Source organism: Strawberry lethal yellows phytoplasma (CPA) str. NZSb11, assembly GCF_000397185.1.
GTDB lineage: Bacteria > Bacillota_I > Bacilli_A > Acholeplasmatales > Acholeplasmataceae > Phytoplasma > Phytoplasma australiense.
The window spans coordinates 501,908-523,940 of the sequence record NC_021236.1; the positions used below are offsets into that span (position 1 = coordinate 501,908).

Below are 22,033 nucleotides of genomic sequence, written 5' to 3' on the forward strand. Positions count from 1 at the left end.
CAAATCACAAAAAAAAGGAGTTTGAAAGATGATTGAAGCCGAACGCGCATTATTAGGAGCACTATTATTAAATCCAGAAAAAATGGATGTTGTTATAAATTTAGTTAACACAAATGATTTTTCCAACCCCAAGCATCGTTATATCTTTGAGACAATGAAGCAATTAAAAATGCAAAATCGCGAAATTGATTATGTTACGGTTAGTTCCGTTTTAGATAACAATTTATACAAAATAGGAGGAACTGATTATTTAATTGAATTAGGAGGAGTGGAGGCGTCCCCTGCAATTGAATATTTAGAAACTTACATTGATTTAATCAAAGAAAATTCCCTTAAAAGAGATTTTTTAGGATTCATCAAACAACAACAAACCGCATTATCAAAAAGTAAAAATATTCACAATTTTTTTCAAGCAGTCAAAGACCAAGTAGAAAGTTTTATGCAAAAAACCAAATCTCCTTTTATTTCTACAAAAACATTAATTCCTGATATTCGCCAAAGTATTCTCAATGATGACAACCCCAACCAATTTATAGGAATAAAAACAGGCTTTAAAAATCTAGATGAATTAATTTCTGGTTTCAAGCCAAACCAATTAATTATCTTAGGAGCAAGAACTGCGATGGGAAAAACTGCTTTTATGCTTAATTTGGCTTGTAATATTGCAAAAAACTTTACTAGCAACAACAAAAACCAAAAAGCAGTTATTTTTAGTTTAGAAATGGCAGCGGAAGAATTAGGAATTAGGCTACTTTCTTCTGCTTCTCAAATCCCTTTAAAACAACTCCAACACAAAAACTTAACTAAAAATGAAAAATTACAGTTATTTATCGCTGATGACAAAATTACACAATTAAACATTTTAATTGATGATGATAGAAATAACAAAATGAAAGACATTGAAACCAAATGCCGTCAAATGAAATATGCTAAAGGACTTGATATTGTTTTTATTGATTACCTCCATTTATTAAGAAAAGAACAAAATGTTAATATATATCAAGAAATATCTGAAATTTCACGCAAATTAAAAAACCTAGCAAGTGAACTTAATATTCCAATTGTAGCTTTATCTCAATTATCAAGGGATCTTGAAAAAAGAGTAGACAAAAGGCCTGTTTTATCCGATTTAAGTAACTCAGGATCGATAGAACAAGACGCTGATGTTGTGATGTTATTGCACCGCGAAAGTTATTACCAAAAAGATGATAACAACCCACATACAAATTTAATTATTGCCAAAAACCGTAGCGGTCAATTAGGTGAATGTAGTTTTAATTTTTATAAACAAATCCAAAGATTTGAACAAAAAGAATAAAATAGGAGTAAAAAATGCAACAATTATCTAATTTAGATTTTAATAATATTAACGTTTTTAATCATAAATCTTTGTGCGTTAACATAACCAAACAAATAGTTCAACCAATTTTTTTCAACAAAGCTTTTAATCAGTATATGTTTGATTGCCATAATATACTCAATGAATATTTAACCAACAACCAACACAACTCTCAAAGTCAAAAATCAATTCGCGGAAAAATTAACGAATACTTAATTTTGCTTTATCTAAATCACAAAGGAATTAAATATTTATATCCTCAATCATATTTATTTTTCATCCCTGATATTAAATTTGATTTAGTATTGTTTAATAAAACAAAACGCATCATTGCCTTCAATTTCAAAACTTGCCTTAGAGATAGATACAAACAATCAATAGTAGAAGGGGAACAAATCAAAAAACTAGACACTCGTTTTGAATATTACTTATTAACAAATGATGAAGTCGAAACTCAAAGATTAAATAATAAAATTAAAAATGGTAAAGTACAATCAATTAACAAAGTAATCAATTTATTTTCCAATTCAGCTAATCTCTTCTTACAAAACTTACTAACCAACCAATTTATCCCTTTTTCACCTATTAATTTAATTAAAAAGATGGTTCGCTCTAATGACAAATAAATTAATTAGTTTTGAAGGTGTTGACGGAAGTGGTAAAACTACTTTAATTAACGAATTAAAAGCTTCTTTTGAAAATAAAGGCTATCAAATCAAAGTTTTTCAAGGTTTAGGCAGTTCCATTGTTGGAAAAGAAATCAGAAATTTATTTTTACATCAATCCAAAATAAGCCCTAAAACTAAATATTTACTTAGTCTTGCCAATATGATGCAAACCCAAGATGAATTAATAATCCCTGCTTTGTTGGGTGGTTATCTTGTTATAGTTGACCGTTGGTATGATTCTACTTTTGCTTATCAAAGCAAAGGCAATTACATGGATTATGATGATAAAATTACTTCAAAAATCATTAATCATTTCTTAATTAAACCTAAATTAACTTTTTACCTAGATATTGACCCTAAAATTGGGCTAAAACGAAAACAAACTCAACCAAATCATAAATTAGACCTCATTGAACAAAAACCCTTAAATTATTTTGAAAATGTCCGCAAACATTATTTAAACCAACATAAATACTATAAATACTGTAATGATGCAAATTGCAACCACAAAAATTGTAATCATTTTATGATTAACGCAACCAACTCGCAAAAAGAAAATTTAGCCCAAATAATGAAAATTTTAATCAACAAACAAATATTTTAATTAAAGGAGAAAAATAATTATGAATTATCAAAAAACTTTATATAGCCCAGATGGTAAAATAACCAAACAAATCCAATACTATTCCGACGGAAAAACAATAGATTACATTACCGAGTATGATCCCATAACAGAGGAACCAATCAAAGAAACTTTTTATTACCTTGACGGCAAAACAAAGAAATCTGTTGTTGAATATAGCCCAGATGGTAAAAAAACCAAATGGAACGAATACTACTCAGATGGGGAAACAATATATTACATCACTGAATATCACCCTGAAACAGAAGAAGTAATTAAACAAACAAATTATAATTCTGATGGTAAATTAACCACAGAAATTTTTTATAACGTCGATGGTGAAACAATTGATTACATCAGAAAATACAACCCCCAAATAAGTAAATTAATTAAATTTACTAAATACCGAGAAGATGGTGAAACAATTGACTATATTACAGAATTTAAGTACCATCCCAAAACAAACAAATTAATTAAAACAACTGGTTTTTCCTTCGATCGCAAAAGAATAGCTTTTATATACAAACACCATCCTAATGGTAAATTGTTTAAAAGAACTTACTACAACTCCGATGGAACAATCAATAAAAAAATAATTCAAATAAATAAAGGAGAATGAAAATGATTTTAACTCCCAAACACATTTTAATATTGTTAAGTATAACATATTTAGGATTTATCATAACAAATCTAATGACCTTATTTTTTGATTTTAATTTAGGAATTAAGGCTAATACTGCTATTAGTCTTGTTTCTGATGTTGTCTTTTTAATTTATATTTGGGTAAAGGAGTTTAATAATGAAAATACCATGGATAGGCAGTAAAAAGAAAATGTTACCCCAATTATTAAAATATATTCCAACAAATTATAACAATTATTATGAACCTTTTTTAGGAAGCGGGGCTTTATTCCAATCTCTTACTCCCTCAACTGTCACTTTGAACGATAATGATATCAATTTAATACAACTTTGGAAAGATATGTTGGCACAACCAGAATTGTTTTGCGATTATGTGCGTAAATTTAAAGACAAAATATATGTAAATAAAGATCAAAAGACGCAAAAAAAATCATTTAAACATTTGGTAGAAAAATTTAATAAAAGTAATTTGGGTGCTTATAAAAGTGCCCTTTTTTACGTTTTATTGAAATATGCTTTTCGGGGTATTTTCCGATATCGATCCGATGGAACTATTTATTTAGGATACAGTTTTTCATCTTGTTTCAAAAACCCTATAATTGTTTTATCAGAAATCCAAAGAATAAAAACCAATGTTAAGAATATAAAATTGTTAAATGGCGATTTTGAAAATGTCATTAACCAAGCCCAAAGCAACGATTTTATATTTGTTGATCCTCCGTATTGGCGTGAAGGGATTAAAGATAAATATTTTTATCAAAAACCTTTCACATTTGAAGATCACAAAAGACTTTATAAAAGTTTAGAAATGGCAAATTATCGCAAGGTAAAGTGGTTGTATACAAATTATAATTCGTCAAAAATAACTGAATTGTTTAAAAAATTTCACATTCAACCCATTCAAACCACTACAAAACACAATTTAACTTCAAAAGGGATATCGCAAGAAGTTATTATTAAAAATTATTAAAAAGAACAAATAATCAAAATTTTAATCAACAAATAAATATTTTAATTAAAGGAGAAAAATAATTATGAAAAAAGAATCTATTAATGTTTTTGATGTTGCAAATTATATTATTATAAAATTTAAAAACAACAACCAAAATTTAACTCACATGAAGCTACACAAATTAATTTATTTTTCTTATGTAAAATATTTAATTGAATACAAAAAAAGATTAATTTTAGAGCATCCAAAAGCCTGGAAATATGGACCTATTTTTGGAGAATTATATGTTGTTTTAAAAGATTATTTTGAAAAATCGATTGTAAAACCATTATGTGATGGGAGAAGTCAAAAAATAATAACCGACGAAAAAAGAAAGAAAAACATTGATGAAGTTTTGTTGTTATGCAAAGATAAAACTGGGAAGGAATTAGCTAATATTTCTCACCAACAATCCCCACAGGACGAAACATACCATTATTATCGTTACAAAAACAACAACAGCACAATTTCAGATGAAGATTTAAAAAACTTTTTTTCAAATCATAAACTTTTAGAAACAATCCACCAAGATGAATTAAAACAAAATTTTAATAAAAAATTTGGTATTTTCGGTAAAGACTGGTGGTAAAAAAATCAAAAAGGAAAATAAATAAAATGAACCAAACAAAACAAATTAACGTTTTTGACGTTGCCCTTTATATCGTCAAAAACAACCCTTCTTCAACTACTAAAATGAAACTGAATAAAATGATTTATTACGCTCATGCCAAACATCTAGTACAAACCAAAAAACCTCTTTTAAAAGAGCAAATACAAGCCTGGATTTATGGTCCTGTCTTTCCTGAATTATGCAAGCAATTAAAAGATTTTACTTATCAACCAATAAATCCCGAAGTTTTAGCAATGGGAGATATAACTAAAATAAATGCAACTCAAAAACAAATCCTTGATTTTATGATTTTGTTATACGGCGATGCATCACCTAATGATTTATCTTCTCAAACTCACATGGAGCACCCATGGATAAAAAGTTATTACAAAGATTATGATTCTGGTTGGTCTAAAAAGATTATTAAAAACAAAGACATTTTAGAATATTTTTCTAAAAACAATAAACATATAGGAGCATAAATAATATGAATCATCAAAAAACTTTTTATTACTTTGACGGCAAACCGATAAAGAAATCTGTTGTTGAATATAGCCCAGATGGCAAAACAATTGACTCTATTACCGAATACGACCCTCAAACAGGCAACAAAACCAAAGAAATAAATTACTTATCCGACGGAAAAACAATTTACTCCATCGACGAATACAACCCCCAAACAGAAGAATTAACCAAAGAAACCTATTACAACTCCGACGGAAAAACATCTGATGGTAAATTAACCACAGAAATTTTTTATGATGGCGATGGTGAAACAATTGATTACATCAGAAAATACAACCCCCAAATAAGTAAATTAATTGAATTTACTAAATACCGAGAAGATGGTGAAACAATTGACTATATTACAGAATTTAAGTACCATCCCAAAACAAACAAATTAATTAAAACAACTGGTTTTACCTTCGATCGCAAAAGAATAGCTTTTATATACAAACACCATCCTAATGGTAAATTGTTTAAAAAAACTTACTACAACTCCGATGGAACAATCAATAAAAAATATAAATAAAAGAAAGGAGCAAAAACAATGACTAAAAAAGAATTAATTAAAACACTTGCAAAAGCAACTAAAAATTCAGTTACCCAAACTGAGGAATTTTACAATTCCTTTGAAAACACCTTAATTGAAGCAATAACTTCCAACGAAGAGGTAGTTTTGTCACCCCAACTTGGAAGATTTGTTTTAAAAACCCGACAAGCTCGTTTATGGAAACACCCCAAAACAGGCAAAAAACTAAAAATCCCTGCTAAAACGGCTGTGACTTTTAAACTATCATCAAGCCTTAAAAATAAAGTCAAAAAAACAGTTAAATTAAACTAAAAAAAAGAAAGTTGGTTTAAAAAATAAAAAAAATTAAAAAACATCAAATATTTTTTTATGTAATTATTATTTTTCTTTCAATATTCACTACTTATTTATTAACTCGTCAAATTGGTTTAGCCCGAAGCAAACATTTAAAAGATCATATCAATTTGAATAGCGAACATTTAAAAGAAAAAATTAATCAAGTCTATAATGAAGAAAAAGTATAAAAAAATGAATAGAAAAGGAATAATAAAAAATGTATCGAGTTGATAGAAATAATTTTTTCAAAAATGAAAAAAAATCTACTATTTATACTCCTAGTTGGGTATCGCAATTTCTATATGATATTTTATCAACTCAAATCAAACGTGGTTTGATTTTTGACCCCTGCGTTGGCGAAGGATCTTTATTATTGCCTTGGAAAGAAAAAGGTTTTGATGTTTTGGGGGTTGATATAGAAAAAACTTCTTTTCCTAATTTAATTCATAAAAATTTTTTAGAATTAAGTCAAAAATATTTAAAGAAACAAAAAATATCTTTGGTAATAACAAACCCACCTTTTAATTTAGATTTTAAAACTAAAAGTTATGTTAAGGAAAAATATGGTGGTCGTCCATTATTGCCTGAGTTGTGGTTAAAAAAAATAATTGAAATTTTTGGCAAAGATATTCCAATTGTTTTATTCACACCTTATGGTTTTAGACTTAATCAATCACTAAATAGCAAACGATTACAAAAATTTGTAAATCAAGAATATCCCGAAATCTCTTCTATTATTAGTCTTCCCAAAGACGTTTTTGAAAACGTTGTTTTTCATTCAGAAATTTTAATTTTTAATGTTAATAATTTAAAACCGCATTATTTTTGTAGAGGAGCAATGATTTAAAATGTCTAATTCAGAACAATTAAGAAAAAACATTAAACAACACAAAGATAATGTTGATGATGCTAAAAAACACACCCAACAACAATTCAATGAAACACATAAAAAACTAGATGAATCAATAGAAAAACTTGATAAAAAAAATAATAAGGAGAATGAATAATATGAGCGACGGCATGTCAGAAGCATTTAACGGAACTTATTTCAAATCCCGCAATTCCCAAACCAAGAAAAAAACCAATAAATATAATCAGACCAAAGGAAAATGGCTTAATTTAGACCACCCCAAGAAGACTTTTAAAAACAAAAAGAAATTATCTAAAAAACGAAGAAAAGTTATGAAAGAACTAGAAGAAGAAATAGAAAAATTATAAAAATTAAGAAAGGAGGGTGATTATGTGGTTATTTTCAATATTTGCAACAATTAGCAATTTTATATTAAATTATACCAAAGGATTTAGCACTACCGAAATACTTGAACGAAGAATGGATGGAATTCAAACAACACTTTTCACTATTCTTATTGTTTCTGGTTTCAAACCTATTTTTAAATTAATTGCAAATATTTGTATTTTCGTCAAAGATTTAATTTCGGGTATCTTTTTCCCCAACAAAAAACTACAAAAATTAGAAATCCAAAATGCCAAACAAAAATACTTAGAAAAACAATTATTAAAAAAATTAGATAAAATCAATGAAAACCAAGAAAAACTCCAATCCCAAATAGAAATGCAAAAAGTAAAAGTTTCTCATTGGCAAGAGAAAAAAGCAACAAAAAAACAATTAAAATCGCAAAATATCAATCCAATTAATGAAAAGGAGGAAGAAAATGAATGACCTAAATTTCGCCATCGGATTTATCGTTGGCGCTCTATTTACAACTGCTTTAATGTTTATCATTAAAAAAATCTTTTTTAATTTTCTTCCATTACCAGAAATTGATAAAACAAATGAACCAAAAAAAGACAACAAAACTAAAAGTTCGTTTTCAATTATTTCAAACCCAAATAACGAATCAAAAAATAAAAATAATTTAGAAAGTGACAACAATTAAATTAAATTTAGACAATAAATTAGAAAGGATTCAACAATATGGCAAAAATATTATCTTTTGTTTTTAAATCTTTATCATTTTGTATTCTTATTTGTTATTTGAGTTTGCATACTTCTTCTATATTTTCATTCATTTTTTTGTCATTTTTTATCTCTCATTTTGTGGATAAAATAATTGATTATATTTTTTCAAATGAATGGTTTTCATTATTGATTCTTAGGATAACAACAATTAAATAAAAAATTATAAAAACATTAAAACTCCAAAAAAATAGACTCAAAATTTTGCCCTTTTTTCGCTCAAAAAAACAAAAGTTTACTTATTATATTCACAATTTTTAAACTACTTTAATAAAAAATAATTTTTCTAGAAAGGAGAAAAAATGAAACTCAAAAACAAAATATATCTTAGTTTCTTAGCATTATTCGGTTTTATTTTGTTGATTTTATTTATTGTTGGAATAACTAAAAAAGAAAACAATATCAAACCATTAATAAATCCAACAATAACACAACCACCCAATAACCAACTTGATTCAGAAGCAAAAGAAGAACTTAATAAACTTCAAAAACGTTTAAAAGATTTAGAAATAATCAATCAACAAAACATAAATAATAACAAAAAACTTATTGAAGAAGATAACCAATTATCACAACAAATCAACTCTAATTTAGAAACAATCAAAACTTTAAATCTTCAAATTAACAACCTCAACCAAGAATACGACCAAAAAAACAAAGAATTAAACAATAAAGAAACTAATTTAACCGATGAAACAAAATCCCAATTAGAAACTGAAATAAAAAACTTAAACCAACAAATAGCTGATTTATCAAAACAACGCGAACAAATCAATGAAGCTACCCAACCATTAACCAAAAAAAGAGTGGAAAATACAAAATCACAAGTAAACAATAAGAAACTAATTGAAAGCATCCAATCAGAAACCAATCAAACTACTCAATTCAAAACTATTTATCAAAAAATATCTGACTTACAACAAGCAATAAATTATAATAACGCCAACAAAGAAAACATCAAAGAACTAATAATTAAACATCAAGACAACCCCCAAGAAGTTCAAAACCTCAAAAGTTATGATTTATTTTTAGACGGTCAATTAATCCAATTTGACAAACAAATTAAACAACTTCAAAATGAAATTGAAGCAATCAAAAACCCAAATATTGAAAAAATCGCCAAAAAACAAATTACTTTTAAAGACGTTTATGGTATGGAAAGCGAAAAAGAAGAATTAGAGGATTTAATTTTTTATTTTAAAGAATCCAATAATAATTTAGTAAATTTTGACAAAATAAGACCCAAAGGATATTTATTATACGGCCCTCCTGGTACAGGAAAAACTTTTTTCATGAAAGCATTGAGTAACGAATGCAACGCCCATTTTATTGAATTTGAACCTTCAAAACTAGATAAAACCTATGTCGGCGAAGGAGTAGAAGAATGGGAAAAGATTTGGATGGAAGCTGAAAGACATGATAAAACTATTATCTTTATTGACGAAATTAGTGGCATGGCTAACCGTGAAGACAAAAATTCTAATAAAACAAGTATTAATATTGTTAATAATATTTTAACTAAATTAGATGGTTTTAACCGTTCTGACAAAAAAATTGTCTTAATGGGCGCTACTAATCACCTAGACCAAATTGATAAAGCACTCAGAAGTCGTTTTAGCAAAGAAATTAAAATTGATTTAATTAAAGATGAAGAAATTGAAGGTTTGTTAAAATTCTTGATAGATCCTTATCAAATCAGTTATCACACTTACCTTCATTTAAAAGAAATTGCAAACAGATGTAAAGGCAAAAATTACTCTAACCGTGATTTAACAACCATCATTAATGATGCCTATAATAAAACTAATAAATTCAAAACCCTAAATCCAAAACATGAAGTAATGTTGCCTTCTGATTTAGATGAAGTAATTGACACTAAACAAGGAATCAACAAATCAATTACAGAAATTAAAGCCCGCAGAAAAGAATGTGAAGAACAATATGCACCATGGAAACAAGGTTTTTTGAAATATCTTAAACCTCCAAAAGATGCAAGAATGATTAAAGATAAATACACTTTCTACGGCCTCAACGGCCTTGGTAGAGGACAGCACCGTGAATACGAGCCAACTGATATAATGCAGTTTGTGAAAAATCCTTTTGACAAATGGAAAACAAAATATTCAACTAACGATTATTTTGATACTTTCAATACAGGAATTAACCGTGATGATTCACAATTTCAAAATAAGTTGCTTAAAAACTCTATAGACCACTACATGTATATCAACTACGAAGGCCCAAAATGGTTAATTGAAGAAGATAAAGACTTTTTCATGGATGAAGTGGAATGTCATATAATAAACCCTAAATATTCCAGATATCCCAAAAATGAAAAGAAAAATTACTACCTTCACTTCAACCCAAAACAAAGATATATCACGCTTTACACTAAGAAATTTAATACTAAGGACTAATTAGAAAATATCCCAATTAACATCAGTATCTTACAAAATAACTTACAACAATTGGGAAAAGAAAAGGAAGAAAAAGAACAAGCAATTAAACAAACCAAACAACAACTAGAAAAAGAGAAAAAAAATTTAAATAAATAATCAGAAAGAGAGAAAATAAGATGGTAAAAAAAACAATCAAAACTAAAAAATCAAAACAAATCCAACCAATTAAAAAAAATACCAAACACATAAAAACGAAACTTCCTACCAAAAAAACTAAAAAAATAACTCCAATTCCAAAAAAGGTTGTTTCCAAAATTAAAAAAATAAAAAAACCTTCAAAAACTATAATCAAAAAACAAATCCAACCTACTAAAATAATTGTTGAAACCAAAAAAGAGAATTGGTTTGTAAAATTAATCAAATCAATTGTCAAAATAACCCTTATTTTATTACCATTCATACTAATTGGTGGAGGAATATGGCTTGTAATTTCTAAGTTTTTTCCTGAATTAGCTGCAAAATTTGGTGGAGTTGTTGATAAATGTTGGCAATTTATTAAACATATATGTCATAATCTAGATGACAAAACCAAAAAAGCTTTAGAAAATGCAGGAATAGACCCCGAATATTCTGCTATTGCATCAAAAGTTTTATGGGTTGGTGGTGGTTGTTTACTTGCTGCTACATGTTGTTTAATCCCAGGAATTGGCACATTCTTAGGAGTAGCAGTTTTAATAAGTACTATCGCTTATGTAGCAGCTATTACACTTACCAAAAAAACCAACCAAGAACCACCAAAAAATACATCTCCACCACAACAAGTAGAAAACAAAGTAGATAATACAAACAAACAAATTGAACCAGACAAATTAACTGAAAATAACAGAGATTCTGAAACCTTAGAAACTCAAAAAAAAAAAAAAACAACAAAATCAACTGAATTAAATGATGAAACCCTAACTCCTCAGCCAACTTTGAAACAACCAATTCATAAACAAAAAGAAATTAATAAAGAAGAATATAATAAAAGTTTATTGAATCCAGACATGCAAAAACAATTTGAGGAGTTGGGTACCGTTGAAAAAGAACGAGAAGCACAATTGTTGCAAGAAAGAAATTATTTTGAAGCTAATTTGCAAGCACAACAATTAGAAATGTTAAATATAAAAAATCAAAAAGATAATTTAGAAAAAGAACTAGCAGAACAAAAAAACTTATCAGATGCAGAAAAACAACAATTAACTAAGCAAATTGAGGACATAAATACTAATTTAGCTTCTAGAAACGAAGAATTAAACAATTTAGAAAAAGAGCAAGAAGTCCAAGCAGAATTAAGACAAGAATTATATGATGTTATCAACAAAGATAAGGAAAATTTAGAACAAAAAACCAAGCAATTAGAAGAACAAAAAAACTTATCAGATGCAGAAAAACAACAATTAACTAAGCAAATTGAGGACATAAATACTAATTTAACATCTAAAAACGAAGAATTAAATAACTTAAATCAAAAATTAGAAGAAGAAGCAAAAAAACAAACTGAATTAAATGATGTTATCCAAACCCAAGAAAAAAAGTTAAAACAAATCCAAATTTCTAGTGAAGAAAAACAACAAGAATTAAACAATAAAATTAAAGATATTCAAACCACTTTAGATAAGCAAGCAAAAGTTACCGAAGACAAAAACAAAGAATTAGAACAAATGCAAAGTCAAAAAATTCAACTAGAAAACCAATTAGCTTCAAATAAACAAGATTTACAAAATTTACAAAAAGAAATATTTAATAAAGAAGCTAAATTGGAAGATAAAGAAAAAGAACTAGAAGAACAAAAAAACTTATCAGATGCAGAAAAACAACAATTAACTTCAGAAATCAATAATCTAAAAAACGATATCAACCAAGAAAAAGTTAATTATCAAGCACAAGTATCACTTAAAGAAGAAGAAATTAAGCAATTGCAACAAACCGAAAGTGATTTAAAACAGCAACTAACTAAAACCCAAGCAGAAACTATGAGCCTAAGAGAACAACATGTAAAAACTTTGGAAGAAATCCAAAGACAAATTACAAATTACAAAAAAACAGTTGCTGAACTAGAAAATGAAACTCAAAAACTAAAAGACCAAATTGCAAAAAACAATGAAAATGCTAAACAATTACAAAAAGAATTAAAAACTAAACAAGCGAAATTAGACGAAATTAACAAAAAAATAGGAACTTTAACAGCAAATAAAAATAACTTATTACAAACAATAAAAGACTTAGAAAATGAAACAACAATAAAAAATTGGAAAGAGTCAAAAAAACAAAAAGAATATAGTTATGGCACTAGTAGTAAACTAATCCAATTCCCTCGTTTTTGGAATGATAAACCTTTTACATATAAAATTGTTCCAAAGATTGGTTTTGAAAATACTGGATTGCCCCATATTCCAAGAAGTATGAGAACATATAATGAGATGATTAAAAGAAATACTATACAAGGAGAAAGTGTAGAATTATCACCAGGAAAATATTATTGCGAACCTTTTATTAATATGTCAAAAATACCATATAATACTGATGGAGCTAATTTAATTTTTAGCGAACCAACCTCAGAGACCGAACCACCACAAAAAATATTCAAACTTGATGAAGCAAAAGAAAAATTAAAAAATATATCTCAAGAATTATCAAATTATGAAACTAATTTAAAAAACGCTCAACTAGAATATAATCAATTATTAGAAAATCAAACACCAGATGATAGTTTGCAACAAGAATTAAATAATAAAGCAAATCATATTAAAACTTTAAAAAACGAAATGCAACAACTAGAAATTAAAGAACAAGGTTTTAGAAGTGAAATTGATACTTTAAAATTGGAAAATAAAAACTTAAAAGAAAAATATACTAATGATTTAACTAAAATCCAAAAAGAACTTGATGCAACTAAAACCGAAAACAAGCAACTAGAAAAAGAGATGCAAGAGATGCAAGCTGAATTGGTTAAAAATGGTAACGCTGATGATGCATTAGTTAAACAATTAAATCACAAAGAAACTCAAATAAAAGAATTAAAGGGTAAAATTAACACCTTAGAAGCCAACGAAACTAAATTGCAAACAATTATTAAACAAAAAGACGAAGAAATTAAACAATTACAAGAAACAATTCAAGAACAAGCAGAACAAATTATAAAATTAACTGCCGAAATTGAAAACAATATAGAAACTTTCAAGCAACAAGCAATGAAAATTCAACAACTAGAAGGGGCAATTGCAGGACTTGAAAGTGCAAGTGGTGTTTTGGGTGGCAATAATAAAGAATTATTACACGAAATCAATAAACTAAAAGCCCAATTAAAAGAAGAAAAAGCCGCGCACGTTGCAACAAAAATAAGATTGGAAAAAGATATTGTTGAGTTAAAAAATGATAAGTTAAATTTAACCAATAAATCAAAGGAATTAGAAGAACAAAAAGATGGTTGGGGCAAAAATGTAGGTGCTGCGATTAACACAGTTTTCGGTGGTGGTTTACTTGCTGCTGCTGCAATTGATGTTACTGCGGCTGTTGCTAGTAAATGGGACACAGTTAAAAAATGGTTTAATTGGTAATGCAATTTTTTTTGCATTACCAGATTGGATTATGATACAATGATGATAAGTTATAAAAATAAAAAAGGAAGTTAATTATAGGATGGAGTTATTTAAAGTATTAGTTATTATAGGTATTTTAGGAGTTTTTTTTGGATTAATTCCTTTATGGATTTGGTTTGTTCAAAAACGAGAAAATAAAAATAGAATTAAAAAAGTTAATTTAAAAACGTTAATGATTTGGTATTATGTTATTACAATTATTGCGATTGGTGGGATTGGCTTGTTTGCGTTTTTAGACAATAAATATGATATAAAAAACTCGAAACCTAAAACTTATACTGTTTCTGAACCGAAAGTAGAAATTGAAGCTGAATGGTTTGAAGGATACCGTTCTAGGGATGATAACCACGAAGTTAAGAAATATTATAAAGCAGATGGTTATGATCCAAATGCAGAATTTGGGTCACCTAATGATTGGAAAGGTAGACCTTGTCAAAGTTATAGTCATGATGTTAATCACCTTGTTTTGGGTCACCAAATGATTAAAGTTAAATACACTTTCTACGGCCTCAACGGCCTTGGTAGAGGAAAGCACCGTGAATACGAGCCAACTGATATAATGCAGTTTGTGAAAAATCCTTTTGACAAATGGAAAACAAAATATTCAACTAACGATTATTTTGATACTTTCAATACAGGAATTAACCGTGATGATTCACAATTTCAAAATAAGTTGCTTAAAAACTCTATAGACCACTACATGTATATCAACTACGAAGGCCCAAAATGGTTAATTGAAGAAGATAAAGACTTTTTCATGGATGAAGTGGAATGTCATATAATAAACCCTAAATATTCCAGATATCCCAAAAATGAAAAGAAAAATTACTACCTTCACTTCAACCCAAAACAAAGATATATCACGCTTTACACTAAGAAATTTAATACAAAAAATAATTAAAATAAATAAAAATAAGGAGTAATATATAATGTTAGCAAAAAATAAATTACATCTTTTACCATTCTTTTTAATTAGTTGTTTAGGATTATTATTTATCACAAGTAATAATCAAGTTATGGCGATGGAGAATGGTAATATAAATAATAATGGTAATATAAATCAAAATAATAGAAATATTAATCCAATTATAGAAGCATGTAGAAATTTACATGATTTATTATTAGAAGAAGCAAGATTAATAAATCAAATTTATAATGCTATTAGAAATAATGATTCAGAAGAAACAATAAGAATTTTAATTAATCAAACAAACGAAATAGCTCTTCAAGCTGAAAATATTCGTAGAAATATTAACAACAACCAAAATCAACCAAATAACAACCGAAGAAATCAATAAATTAAAAAATAGTTGGAAATTGAGTTTTTTAGGTTATTTAAATCAAGAAAAAAGTGTTATCAACGAAAAACAAAAAGAATGTGATGAACACCAATTTCAATTAAATTCTATTCAACCTAAAATAGAAGTTTTAAAACCACAAAAACAAAAACTAGAACAACAACAAGACGCAAAAGAAAAAGAAATTAAACAAAAAAAAGAAGGAAAAAATTTAGCTTCTCCAGATGATAAAATTAGATTACGAGCTGAAATTGAAAAACTCCAAGATGAAGTAATAGAAATAGTTGGTGAAATTGGAAAAATAAAAGTTCAAATTAAGGATTTAGAAGCAACCCAAGAAAAATACCAAAATATGTTATCTCGTGCTGAAAAATTTAGAAAAATGTTAGAAGAACAATATAAAGATGCTGAATTACAATATAAAAATGATATCTTAAATCGTCTCCAATCCCTTTACGACATCCCCTCAGCTGAGGTATAAATAAAAATAAGGAGTAATATATAATGTTAGTAAAAAATAAATTACATCTTTTACCATTCTTTTTAATTAGTTGTTTAGGATTATTATTTATTGTTGATAACAAACAGGTTATGGGTATGAATAATAATCTATCCCAAAATAATTCAAATATCGATAATAATATAGATGAGTATAGGATTTTTCAAAATTTATTATCTATACAAGAAGGAACAATTCAACAAATTATTAATGCTCTTAGAAATCATAATTCAGAAGTTGAAATTAATACTTTGTTAAATCAAAGCCAACAAATACACCAACAAATAATAACTCATCAACAAAGACAACACAATAATCAGCATCAATTTATGATAAATTTTGAACGCAATATAACAAAAATTCAACTTGAAAGAGAACATTTATCATTAATACAAGAAATGAATACAGCTATTAATAATATACCCATTTATGCTTCAACAGAACAAATTAACGTGCTAAGAAATATTCAAATAAGAATAGACCAAAACCGAAGACAAATAAATATTATAATTCAACAATTACAAAATAATCCAAATCCACCAAATAACAATCGAAGACGATAAAAGAAATAAAAAAAATTAGAAAGTAGGTTTAAAAGATGAAAAATAATAATCAAATCAACGTTTTTGATGTTGCTAAATATCTTTTAGACAACTGCCCTCAAAAATATGGTACTGGCATTACACAAATGCAAAAATTATTATATTATGCTCAAGCGGAATATTTAATTCATTATCGTCAACCTTTATTCGAAGAAGAAATTCAGGCTTGGCCATTGGGACCAGTGGTAGCACATGTTTATTATGAATTTGTTAGATGTATGGCTGAAGATAAAGACCTTTTTGAAACCAAATGTAGCAAAAATCCTTTACCTGATAAAGTTATTAAAATTTTAAATTTAGTAATTAAAAAACATGGCACAAAAACCCCAAATGATTTAATTGAACAAACACATAACGAAGACCCTTGGAAAAATATTTATCATCCTAACAAAAAATTTTCAAATTCTGTTATTTCAAATGAACAAATTTATGTTTTTTTTAAAAATCGAAAATAATTTATTTTAATTTTTATTAATTGAAAGAAAGTGGAGATGATGAGTTCGTTTTTAAAAGAAACCAAAAAAAGAACAAAGTGGGATAAAAAAACCTTTAATGAAATTATTATGTATATTCAAAAAATACTTGGTAAATTTTGCAAAGAAATAGGTTACATTGAACCTTATTCAAATATAAAAAATAAAGAAATTTTTGTAACAACTATTATAAAAACATGGTTAGAAGAAATATTTGGCAAAGTCACTACTAGAGAATCTAGTAATGGTCATGGCAAAACTGATTTAATTTTATTTTTTGATGATGAAATTGAACATCCTATTGAATGTAAAAGATATAAGGGCAACGAATCAATGGAAATGTTGTATAAACAAGTTAGTAGACATACTACTGTTTTTAATAAAACTGTTTCTATGATTATTTATTGCGAAGAAAAAAATTTTTTTGAATCAATAAAAAAAATTACTAAATGGATTAATGATAATGTTAGTTTAATTAAAAAACCTATTTTAAATTTTAATAATTATCCCAATATCTTTAAAGGCGAATTTAAACATGATTATGGACACACTGTGATGTTGCATTGCGCTTGTTATCATTTGTTTTTTGACAAATCACATGCAAAAACAAAAAAACAGATCGCAAAACAACCGAAAAACAATTTAAAATAACAAAAGAAGTAATATAAAAAAACAACCCCAGACCCTTTTTTACTAGGGGTCTTTTTTTATACCCAAATAACAAAAAGGAGGTTTTCAAAATGTCAAAAATAACTAAAATTCCCTTTATCTAAAAAATTAATAATTATGTTATTAATTATTATCTTCAATTTTGCCCCTCCCATCAATGCTAATTCTTCTTTTTTTAATAGTCAAAACAAAACCAAAATTAAATTAGCAGATTACGAAACCCTCAAACAAGAATGGTTAGCGACCCAACCCAAAATGAAAAGATATGACATTCCTGTTTTATCCAAAGAAAATATCCCTGAAATCTTAAAATATTTTAATATTAAAACTACTTTCAATATTGGAACTTATAATTATGGTTTGGTTAAAAAGCCTACTTATAATCCTTATGCCAAAAATTTCTTAATCTGGGAACTCAAAAATCCTCCTGCAGGATTAATCTGTGCTTTTTTCAAAGCCAGGCAAAACCCTTTTAAGGAGAAATATCCTCAAGATGACGATGAATACACCTTAGATGACCTTTTAAAATACGAAATCGCTATCGAAGAAGCTTTCGTATTTTGGGACGCTAACAAACAACCGACTCAAACAAATGTCAATATAACTTTCGTCAAGCTAGATATCTTTGCAAGCGACAATAAAGAAAAAGCGATAAACAAATACTTAATCAAAAACAAAATCATCAAAGAACCCAAACTAATTAAATTAGGTTGTTACAACGCTACTCCAACTACTGGTCTAGTTGTTCCTTTACCTTTGGGAGAATTTAATGGTATTGAAATTGCTGCTATTTACTTTGATGATGGGGTTCGTCTGCTCCCCGAACACCAAAAAACTAGATCTTTAAAAAGGGGAATAGAATGGCGAGAAGAAATGATAAAACAATATCAAACAGGATTAAATCAAACTGAAGATGAAAGAATAAAAAAGGCATTGCCAAAAGCAATTGAATCTTTACAAGAAGAAATTAAAGAACTTTACCAAGAAATCATCAACCACCAAACTTACACCATTGAAGATTTATTGAAACTCTCCGATGGTGCCAAAAACATCTATCTTTTTTCTTTCAATACTGAAAAAAGAATCAAAGAAATTAAATTACCCGATGCTATTGATCCTTACCAAGCTATTCGTGACTGGAAACGAGAAAACAACCTTTACACTTTTCCTCCTCTAGTTCAAGAAGATGACTATGAAGAACTGCGGTGTTCCTTTTTTTAATACAACTTTTTATTTATAAATTACTCTTTAAGACTTTAAAATTAAGTAGATAATTCCATATCTTTTCAAACTAACAAAGTAATTTCATTACACTTAAAAAGTGTCTAATGTTTTTTTATAATTTGCTAGTTTCAAAAGATATTTTTTAAATATTTTATCCCTACACTATATATATAGGCCGAAAAAAAGAAAAAATCACCTATAAAACGACATGGATTAAATTTTTTTACACAATAATGCTGAATTTTTATTTTTTTACTTAAAAAAATGTACAGTGAAATAACCTCTTTTAAAAAGGTTGCAGTTGAATTTGTCAATTAATTAAAATATTTATCTAAAAGATTGAGAATATTTTAAAGGCGATAAAGTATTTAATTTAGTTAAAAGCCATTTATGATTCCAAAAAGAAGCGAATCGATTGATAATTTTTTTGATTTTATTTGGTTTTTTTTGAAATAAAAATGGATGTTGGTTGAATAAAATACTTTTCATCTGGCCAAAAAAGTTCTCAATCACGGCGTTATCGCGTGGGGTTGCTTTGCGGGACATGCTGATTAAAAACCTTTTTTTAGTTAAGGTTTGTTGTACTTTTAGGGATTGATAAACTAATCCTTGGTCGGAATGGATAACACAAGGTTTTTTTAATGGAGGTAGTTTTTTGATTGTATTTAAAATTAATTCTTTATCTTGGCGATTCGAAGTATGGGATGCGATGATTTGGTTGTTAAAAGAATCGATGATGGCAGAAAAATAGATAAAACCTTGGGGAGTTTGGAAATAAGTAATGTCGGTGAATAATTTTTGCATAGGCTGGGAGGTGGTAAAGTCTTGATTGATTAAATTTGGTGCAACTTGGAGGTTAGATTTTAAATTTTTATGATAATAATATTTATTTTTTTTAGGCCTTAACTTACAACAAATATTATTTTCTTTCATGATAAGATAAACTTTTTTCTTAGTAATGGGTTCGTTGAAAGTTTTTTGGTATAAATCAGTAATTTTACGATGGCCGTAAAAATATTGGTGGTGTAAACATAAAACTTTAATTCTTTTTTGTTGTAAAAAATATTTTGTTTGTTTTGATTTTAACTTTTCTTCAATTTTTAGCCAATAATAATAAGTACTTCGATTAATGCGAATTGTTTTTAAAATGGTAGTTAAATTTAGGTCTTGAGAAAATTGTTTAACAAGTTTAAAAACTATTTTTTTATTAATAATTTGAATATGGAAAATCATATTTTGTAATAATCTTATTTTTTGCTTTAATTTTTGCAATTTTTGCATTATTAACACCAATTATCTTAATATTTTTTTATTTAATTACAAAAATAATTATAACTTATTAAAACTGAATTTTAAAATATATTAATTTAATAAATATATAAATGGAAGATAATATATGTATATGTAATATAAAGAAAGAAATAAAAACTATTCAAAAGTTTTTATTTCTTTCTTTATATATTAACCATATATATTATAATAATTTTATTATTATCTTTACATTATTAATTATTATATTATGTTTCTAATAAGGTTAAACCCGAATTAATCATTACTAATCACAAACCAATTCAAAACAGCCTTGGAGGGCTTTTTTGAATTGGTGTTTAGTTTTACTCACGGGTTTAACCTTATTAGAAACATACCATTATATATATAGGCCGAAAAAAACAAAAAGTCACCTATAAAATGACATGGATTAAATTTTTTTACACAATAATGCGGAATTTTTAATTTTGAGAGAATGGAAGAGATAAAAACCCCCCCTCTAGTTGATGGGGGGGTTATAAATTAGGTTTAAAAATGATCCGTTTTAATTTATTCCAAAATTGTAAAAATTAAAAGTAGGTATTTACAAGGTTTTTTGAAGGTCACTTAGAGGCTAAATTGGATTTAAGGGGGGTATAAATTACAATTAGGGTTATTACCCTACTTTTAATTTAATCACAGCGAGAAGGGCAAAATAACGCGTTAAAGAGGCATGTTTGATTTTGGGGGGTATTTTTTATTCTAAAAGTAGTTATTTGAAATTAAAAAAATAATATTTTCAATTATAAGTTTTAATTTCTTTTTTGACTTCTTCTTTTAATTTTAACTTTTCTTCAATTTTTAACCAATAGTAATAAGTACTGCGATTAATACGAATTGTTTTCAAAATAGTTGTTAAATTGAGGTCTTGAGAAAATTGTTTAACCAATTGAAAAACTACTTTTTTATTAATAGTTTGATTATTAATAGTTTGAATGTGGAAAATCATATTTTGTAATAATTTTATTTTTTGCTTTAATTTTTGCAATTTTTGCATTATTAACACCAATTATCTTAATATTTTTTTATTTAATTACAACAATAATTATAACTTATTAAAACTGAATTTTAAAATATATTTATATATTAACCATATATATTATAATAATTTTATATATACTAAATAAATACAAAAACCTACTAAAGGTTTTTATATTTATTTAGTATCATTAATATTATTTATTTAAGATTAAATAAATAATATTAATGATTATGCTTCTAATAAGGTTAAATCCGAATTAATCATTACTAATCACAAACCAATTCAAAATAGCCTTGGAGGGCTTTTTGAATTGGTGATTAGTTTAGCCCACGGATTTAACCTTATTAGAAGGATACCATTATATATATAGGCCAAAAAAGAGAAAAATTCCCCTGTAAAACGACATGGGTTGCATTTTTTTACGCAATAATGCGGAATTTTTCATTTTGAGAGGATGGAAGAGATAAAACCCCCCCCTCAACTAGAGGGGGGGTATTTTTTATTCTAAAAGTAGTTATTTGAAATTATTATTTTAATTTCTTGTTTGACTTCTTCTTTATTATAACATAAAACTCTTTTTTAGATTTTACCAAAGATGAGCAAAAAAAAAAAAAAGACCTTCATTAGAAGGTCTTAATATCAATTAATATTTAATTCTTATCAATTAATATTTAATTCTTATCAATTAATATTTAATTCTTGAGGTTTTTTGGTTAGGT

Annotated in this window: 24 protein-coding genes and 2 pseudogenes; 24 read left to right on the plus strand and 2 right to left on the minus strand. The window is 26.8% G+C overall.

Annotation, left to right across the window (positions count from 1 at the left end; genetic code table 11):
- Window positions 1-28: 28 nt before the first annotated feature.
- The 24 genes and pseudogenes from dnaB to SLY_RS05260 all read left to right on the plus strand — a co-directional run.
- A complete protein-coding gene (dnaB, locus tag SLY_RS02420; RefSeq protein ID WP_015637719.1) occupies window positions 29-1,318 on the plus strand; it encodes a replicative DNA helicase in 1,290 nt (429 codons plus the stop codon).
- A 14-nt stretch (window positions 1,319-1,332) separates the two neighbouring features.
- Window positions 1,333-1,965 carry a hypothetical protein gene (locus SLY_RS02425; RefSeq protein WP_015637720.1) on the plus strand — a complete coding sequence of 211 codons (633 nt, stop codon included), beginning with the start codon at window positions 1,333-1,335 and terminating at the stop codon, window positions 1,963-1,965.
- Window positions 1,955-2,611 (plus strand): dTMP kinase, encoded by a 657-nt coding sequence (gene tmk, locus SLY_RS02430; RefSeq protein ID WP_015637721.1) that lies wholly within the window; start codon window positions 1,955-1,957, stop codon window positions 2,609-2,611. The genes SLY_RS02425 and tmk overlap by 11 nt, the downstream gene beginning before the upstream one ends.
- 19 nt (window positions 2,612-2,630) lie before the next feature.
- The gene (locus SLY_RS02435) at window positions 2,631-3,248 is read left to right on the plus strand and encodes a DUF2963 domain-containing protein (RefSeq protein WP_015637722.1); all 618 of its coding nucleotides are present in this window, start codon (window positions 2,631-2,633) and stop codon (window positions 3,246-3,248) included.
- Entirely contained in the window at window positions 3,245-3,454 is a 210-nt protein-coding gene (locus SLY_RS02440; RefSeq protein WP_235043249.1) for a hypothetical protein, read from the plus strand. The genes SLY_RS02435 and SLY_RS02440 overlap by 4 nt, the downstream gene beginning before the upstream one ends.
- The gene (locus tag SLY_RS02445; RefSeq protein WP_015637723.1) at window positions 3,429-4,241 is read left to right on the plus strand and encodes a DNA adenine methylase; all 813 of its coding nucleotides are present in this window, start codon (window positions 3,429-3,431) and stop codon (window positions 4,239-4,241) included. The genes SLY_RS02440 and SLY_RS02445 overlap by 26 nt, the downstream gene beginning before the upstream one ends.
- A gap of 64 nt (window positions 4,242-4,305) precedes the next feature.
- Window positions 4,306-4,851, plus strand: a complete 546-nt coding sequence (locus SLY_RS02450) for a Panacea domain-containing protein (protein ID WP_015637724.1) — start codon at window positions 4,306-4,308, stop codon at window positions 4,849-4,851.
- A 26-nt stretch (window positions 4,852-4,877) separates the two neighbouring features.
- On the plus strand, window positions 4,878-5,354 hold the full coding sequence (locus tag SLY_RS02455; protein WP_041784270.1) for a Panacea domain-containing protein: 477 nt from the start codon (window positions 4,878-4,880) through the stop codon (window positions 5,352-5,354).
- Between the two features lie 5 nt (window positions 5,355-5,359).
- A complete protein-coding gene (locus SLY_RS02460) occupies window positions 5,360-5,905 on the plus strand; it encodes a DUF2963 domain-containing protein (RefSeq protein ID WP_015637726.1) in 546 nt (181 codons plus the stop codon).
- Between the two features lie 18 nt (window positions 5,906-5,923).
- Complete coding sequence (locus tag SLY_RS02465; RefSeq protein WP_015637727.1) at window positions 5,924-6,217, plus strand: HU family DNA-binding protein; 294 nt, start codon at window positions 5,924-5,926, stop codon at window positions 6,215-6,217.
- 241 nt (window positions 6,218-6,458) lie between these two features.
- Window positions 6,459-7,088: an N-6 DNA methylase gene (locus tag SLY_RS02470; RefSeq protein WP_015637728.1), complete on the plus strand. Its 630-nt coding sequence runs from the start codon at window positions 6,459-6,461 to the stop codon at window positions 7,086-7,088.
- Window position 7,089: 1 nt separating this feature from the next.
- Window positions 7,090-7,248: a hypothetical protein gene (locus SLY_RS05460; RefSeq protein ID WP_015637729.1), complete on the plus strand. Its 159-nt coding sequence runs from the start codon at window positions 7,090-7,092 to the stop codon at window positions 7,246-7,248.
- Window position 7,249: 1 nt separating this feature from the next.
- Window positions 7,250-7,459, plus strand: coding sequence for a hypothetical protein (locus tag SLY_RS02475; protein WP_200858680.1), 210 nt, complete (start codon window positions 7,250-7,252; stop codon window positions 7,457-7,459).
- Window positions 7,460-7,481: 22 nt separating this feature from the next.
- Entirely contained in the window at window positions 7,482-7,922 is a 441-nt protein-coding gene (locus SLY_RS02480) for a hypothetical protein (RefSeq protein ID WP_041784273.1), read from the plus strand.
- Window positions 7,915-8,139, plus strand: coding sequence for a hypothetical protein (locus tag SLY_RS02485; RefSeq protein ID WP_041784275.1), 225 nt, complete (start codon window positions 7,915-7,917; stop codon window positions 8,137-8,139). Before SLY_RS02480 ends, SLY_RS02485 begins: the two co-directional genes overlap by 8 nt.
- Before the next feature lie 382 nt (window positions 8,140-8,521).
- Window positions 8,522-10,636: an AAA family ATPase gene (locus tag SLY_RS02490; protein WP_015638030.1), complete on the plus strand. Its 2,115-nt coding sequence runs from the start codon at window positions 8,522-8,524 to the stop codon at window positions 10,634-10,636.
- Window positions 10,637-10,794: 158 nt separating this feature from the next.
- Window positions 10,795-14,217: a coiled-coil domain-containing protein gene (locus tag SLY_RS02495; protein WP_015638031.1), complete on the plus strand. Its 3,423-nt coding sequence runs from the start codon at window positions 10,795-10,797 to the stop codon at window positions 14,215-14,217.
- An 82-nt stretch (window positions 14,218-14,299) separates the two neighbouring features.
- Window positions 14,300-15,160: a hypothetical protein gene (locus SLY_RS02500; RefSeq protein ID WP_015638032.1), complete on the plus strand. Its 861-nt coding sequence runs from the start codon at window positions 14,300-14,302 to the stop codon at window positions 15,158-15,160.
- Between the two features lie 28 nt (window positions 15,161-15,188).
- Window positions 15,189-15,557: an SVM family protein gene (locus tag SLY_RS02505; RefSeq protein WP_015637737.1), complete on the plus strand. Its 369-nt coding sequence runs from the start codon at window positions 15,189-15,191 to the stop codon at window positions 15,555-15,557.
- A 19-nt stretch (window positions 15,558-15,576) separates the two neighbouring features.
- Window positions 15,577-16,038 carry a hypothetical protein gene (locus tag SLY_RS02510; RefSeq protein WP_051085518.1) on the plus strand — a complete coding sequence of 154 codons (462 nt, stop codon included), beginning with the start codon at window positions 15,577-15,579 and terminating at the stop codon, window positions 16,036-16,038.
- Window positions 16,039-16,061: 23 nt separating this feature from the next.
- The gene (locus SLY_RS02515; protein WP_015637738.1) at window positions 16,062-16,619 is read left to right on the plus strand and encodes an SVM family protein; all 558 of its coding nucleotides are present in this window, start codon (window positions 16,062-16,064) and stop codon (window positions 16,617-16,619) included.
- Window positions 16,620-16,654: 35 nt separating this feature from the next.
- Window positions 16,655-17,113 carry a Panacea domain-containing protein gene (locus SLY_RS02520; RefSeq protein WP_015637739.1) on the plus strand — a complete coding sequence of 153 codons (459 nt, stop codon included), beginning with the start codon at window positions 16,655-16,657 and terminating at the stop codon, window positions 17,111-17,113.
- Window positions 17,114-17,149: 36 nt separating this feature from the next.
- A complete protein-coding gene (locus SLY_RS02525) occupies window positions 17,150-17,782 on the plus strand; it encodes a hypothetical protein (RefSeq protein ID WP_015637740.1) in 633 nt (210 codons plus the stop codon).
- Between the two features lie 135 nt (window positions 17,783-17,917).
- Window positions 17,918-19,000 (plus strand): annotated as a pseudogene (locus tag SLY_RS05260) (hypothetical protein); the annotation flags it as partial.
- 351 nt (window positions 19,001-19,351) lie between these two features.
- Here SLY_RS05260 and SLY_RS02535 read toward each other — a convergent pair.
- Complete coding sequence (locus SLY_RS02535; RefSeq protein ID WP_041784330.1) at window positions 19,352-20,305, minus strand: IS3 family transposase; 954 nt, start codon at window positions 20,303-20,305, stop codon at window positions 19,352-19,354.
- Between the two features lie 796 nt (window positions 20,306-21,101).
- Window positions 21,102-21,341 (minus strand): annotated as a pseudogene (locus tag SLY_RS02540) (transposase); the annotation flags it as partial.
- Window positions 21,342-22,033 lie beyond the last annotated feature (692 nt).

What these genes read in the sequence shown, in the direction of transcription:
- dnaB (WP_015637719.1), top strand. Translation starts at nt 29, where the DNA reads ATGATTGAAGCCGAACGCGCATTATTAGGAGCACTATTATTAAATCCA.
- SLY_RS02425 (WP_015637720.1), top strand. Translation starts at nt 1,333, where the DNA reads ATGCAACAATTATCTAATTTAGATTTTAATAATATTAACGTTTTTAAT.
- tmk (WP_015637721.1), top strand. Translation starts at nt 1,955, where the DNA reads ATGACAAATAAATTAATTAGTTTTGAAGGTGTTGACGGAAGTGGTAAA.
- SLY_RS02435 (WP_015637722.1), top strand. Translation starts at nt 2,631, where the DNA reads ATGAATTATCAAAAAACTTTATATAGCCCAGATGGTAAAATAACCAAA.
- SLY_RS02440 (WP_235043249.1), top strand. Translation starts at nt 3,245, where the DNA reads ATGAAAATGATTTTAACTCCCAAACACATTTTAATATTGTTAAGTATA.
- SLY_RS02445 (WP_015637723.1), top strand. Translation starts at nt 3,429, where the DNA reads ATGAAAATACCATGGATAGGCAGTAAAAAGAAAATGTTACCCCAATTA.
- SLY_RS02450 (WP_015637724.1), top strand. Translation starts at nt 4,306, where the DNA reads ATGAAAAAAGAATCTATTAATGTTTTTGATGTTGCAAATTATATTATT.
- SLY_RS02455 (WP_041784270.1), top strand. Translation starts at nt 4,878, where the DNA reads ATGAACCAAACAAAACAAATTAACGTTTTTGACGTTGCCCTTTATATC.
- SLY_RS02460 (WP_015637726.1), top strand. Translation starts at nt 5,360, where the DNA reads ATGAATCATCAAAAAACTTTTTATTACTTTGACGGCAAACCGATAAAG.
- SLY_RS02465 (WP_015637727.1), top strand. Translation starts at nt 5,924, where the DNA reads ATGACTAAAAAAGAATTAATTAAAACACTTGCAAAAGCAACTAAAAAT.
- SLY_RS02470 (WP_015637728.1), top strand. Translation starts at nt 6,459, where the DNA reads ATGTATCGAGTTGATAGAAATAATTTTTTCAAAAATGAAAAAAAATCT.
- SLY_RS05460 (WP_015637729.1), top strand. Translation starts at nt 7,090, where the DNA reads ATGTCTAATTCAGAACAATTAAGAAAAAACATTAAACAACACAAAGAT.
- SLY_RS02475 (WP_200858680.1), top strand. Translation starts at nt 7,250, where the DNA reads ATGAGCGACGGCATGTCAGAAGCATTTAACGGAACTTATTTCAAATCC.
- SLY_RS02480 (WP_041784273.1), top strand. Translation starts at nt 7,482, where the DNA reads ATGTGGTTATTTTCAATATTTGCAACAATTAGCAATTTTATATTAAAT.
- SLY_RS02485 (WP_041784275.1), top strand. Translation starts at nt 7,915, where the DNA reads ATGAATGACCTAAATTTCGCCATCGGATTTATCGTTGGCGCTCTATTT.
- SLY_RS02490 (WP_015638030.1), top strand. Translation starts at nt 8,522, where the DNA reads ATGAAACTCAAAAACAAAATATATCTTAGTTTCTTAGCATTATTCGGT.
- SLY_RS02495 (WP_015638031.1), top strand. Translation starts at nt 10,795, where the DNA reads ATGGTAAAAAAAACAATCAAAACTAAAAAATCAAAACAAATCCAACCA.
- SLY_RS02500 (WP_015638032.1), top strand. Translation starts at nt 14,300, where the DNA reads ATGGAGTTATTTAAAGTATTAGTTATTATAGGTATTTTAGGAGTTTTT.
- SLY_RS02505 (WP_015637737.1), top strand. Translation starts at nt 15,189, where the DNA reads ATGTTAGCAAAAAATAAATTACATCTTTTACCATTCTTTTTAATTAGT.
- SLY_RS02515 (WP_015637738.1), top strand. Translation starts at nt 16,062, where the DNA reads ATGTTAGTAAAAAATAAATTACATCTTTTACCATTCTTTTTAATTAGT.
- SLY_RS02520 (WP_015637739.1), top strand. Translation starts at nt 16,655, where the DNA reads ATGAAAAATAATAATCAAATCAACGTTTTTGATGTTGCTAAATATCTT.
- SLY_RS02525 (WP_015637740.1), top strand. Translation starts at nt 17,150, where the DNA reads ATGATGAGTTCGTTTTTAAAAGAAACCAAAAAAAGAACAAAGTGGGAT.
- SLY_RS02535 (WP_041784330.1), bottom strand. Translation starts at nt 20,305, where the DNA reads ATGCAAAAATTGCAAAAATTAAAGCAAAAAATAAGATTATTACAAAAT.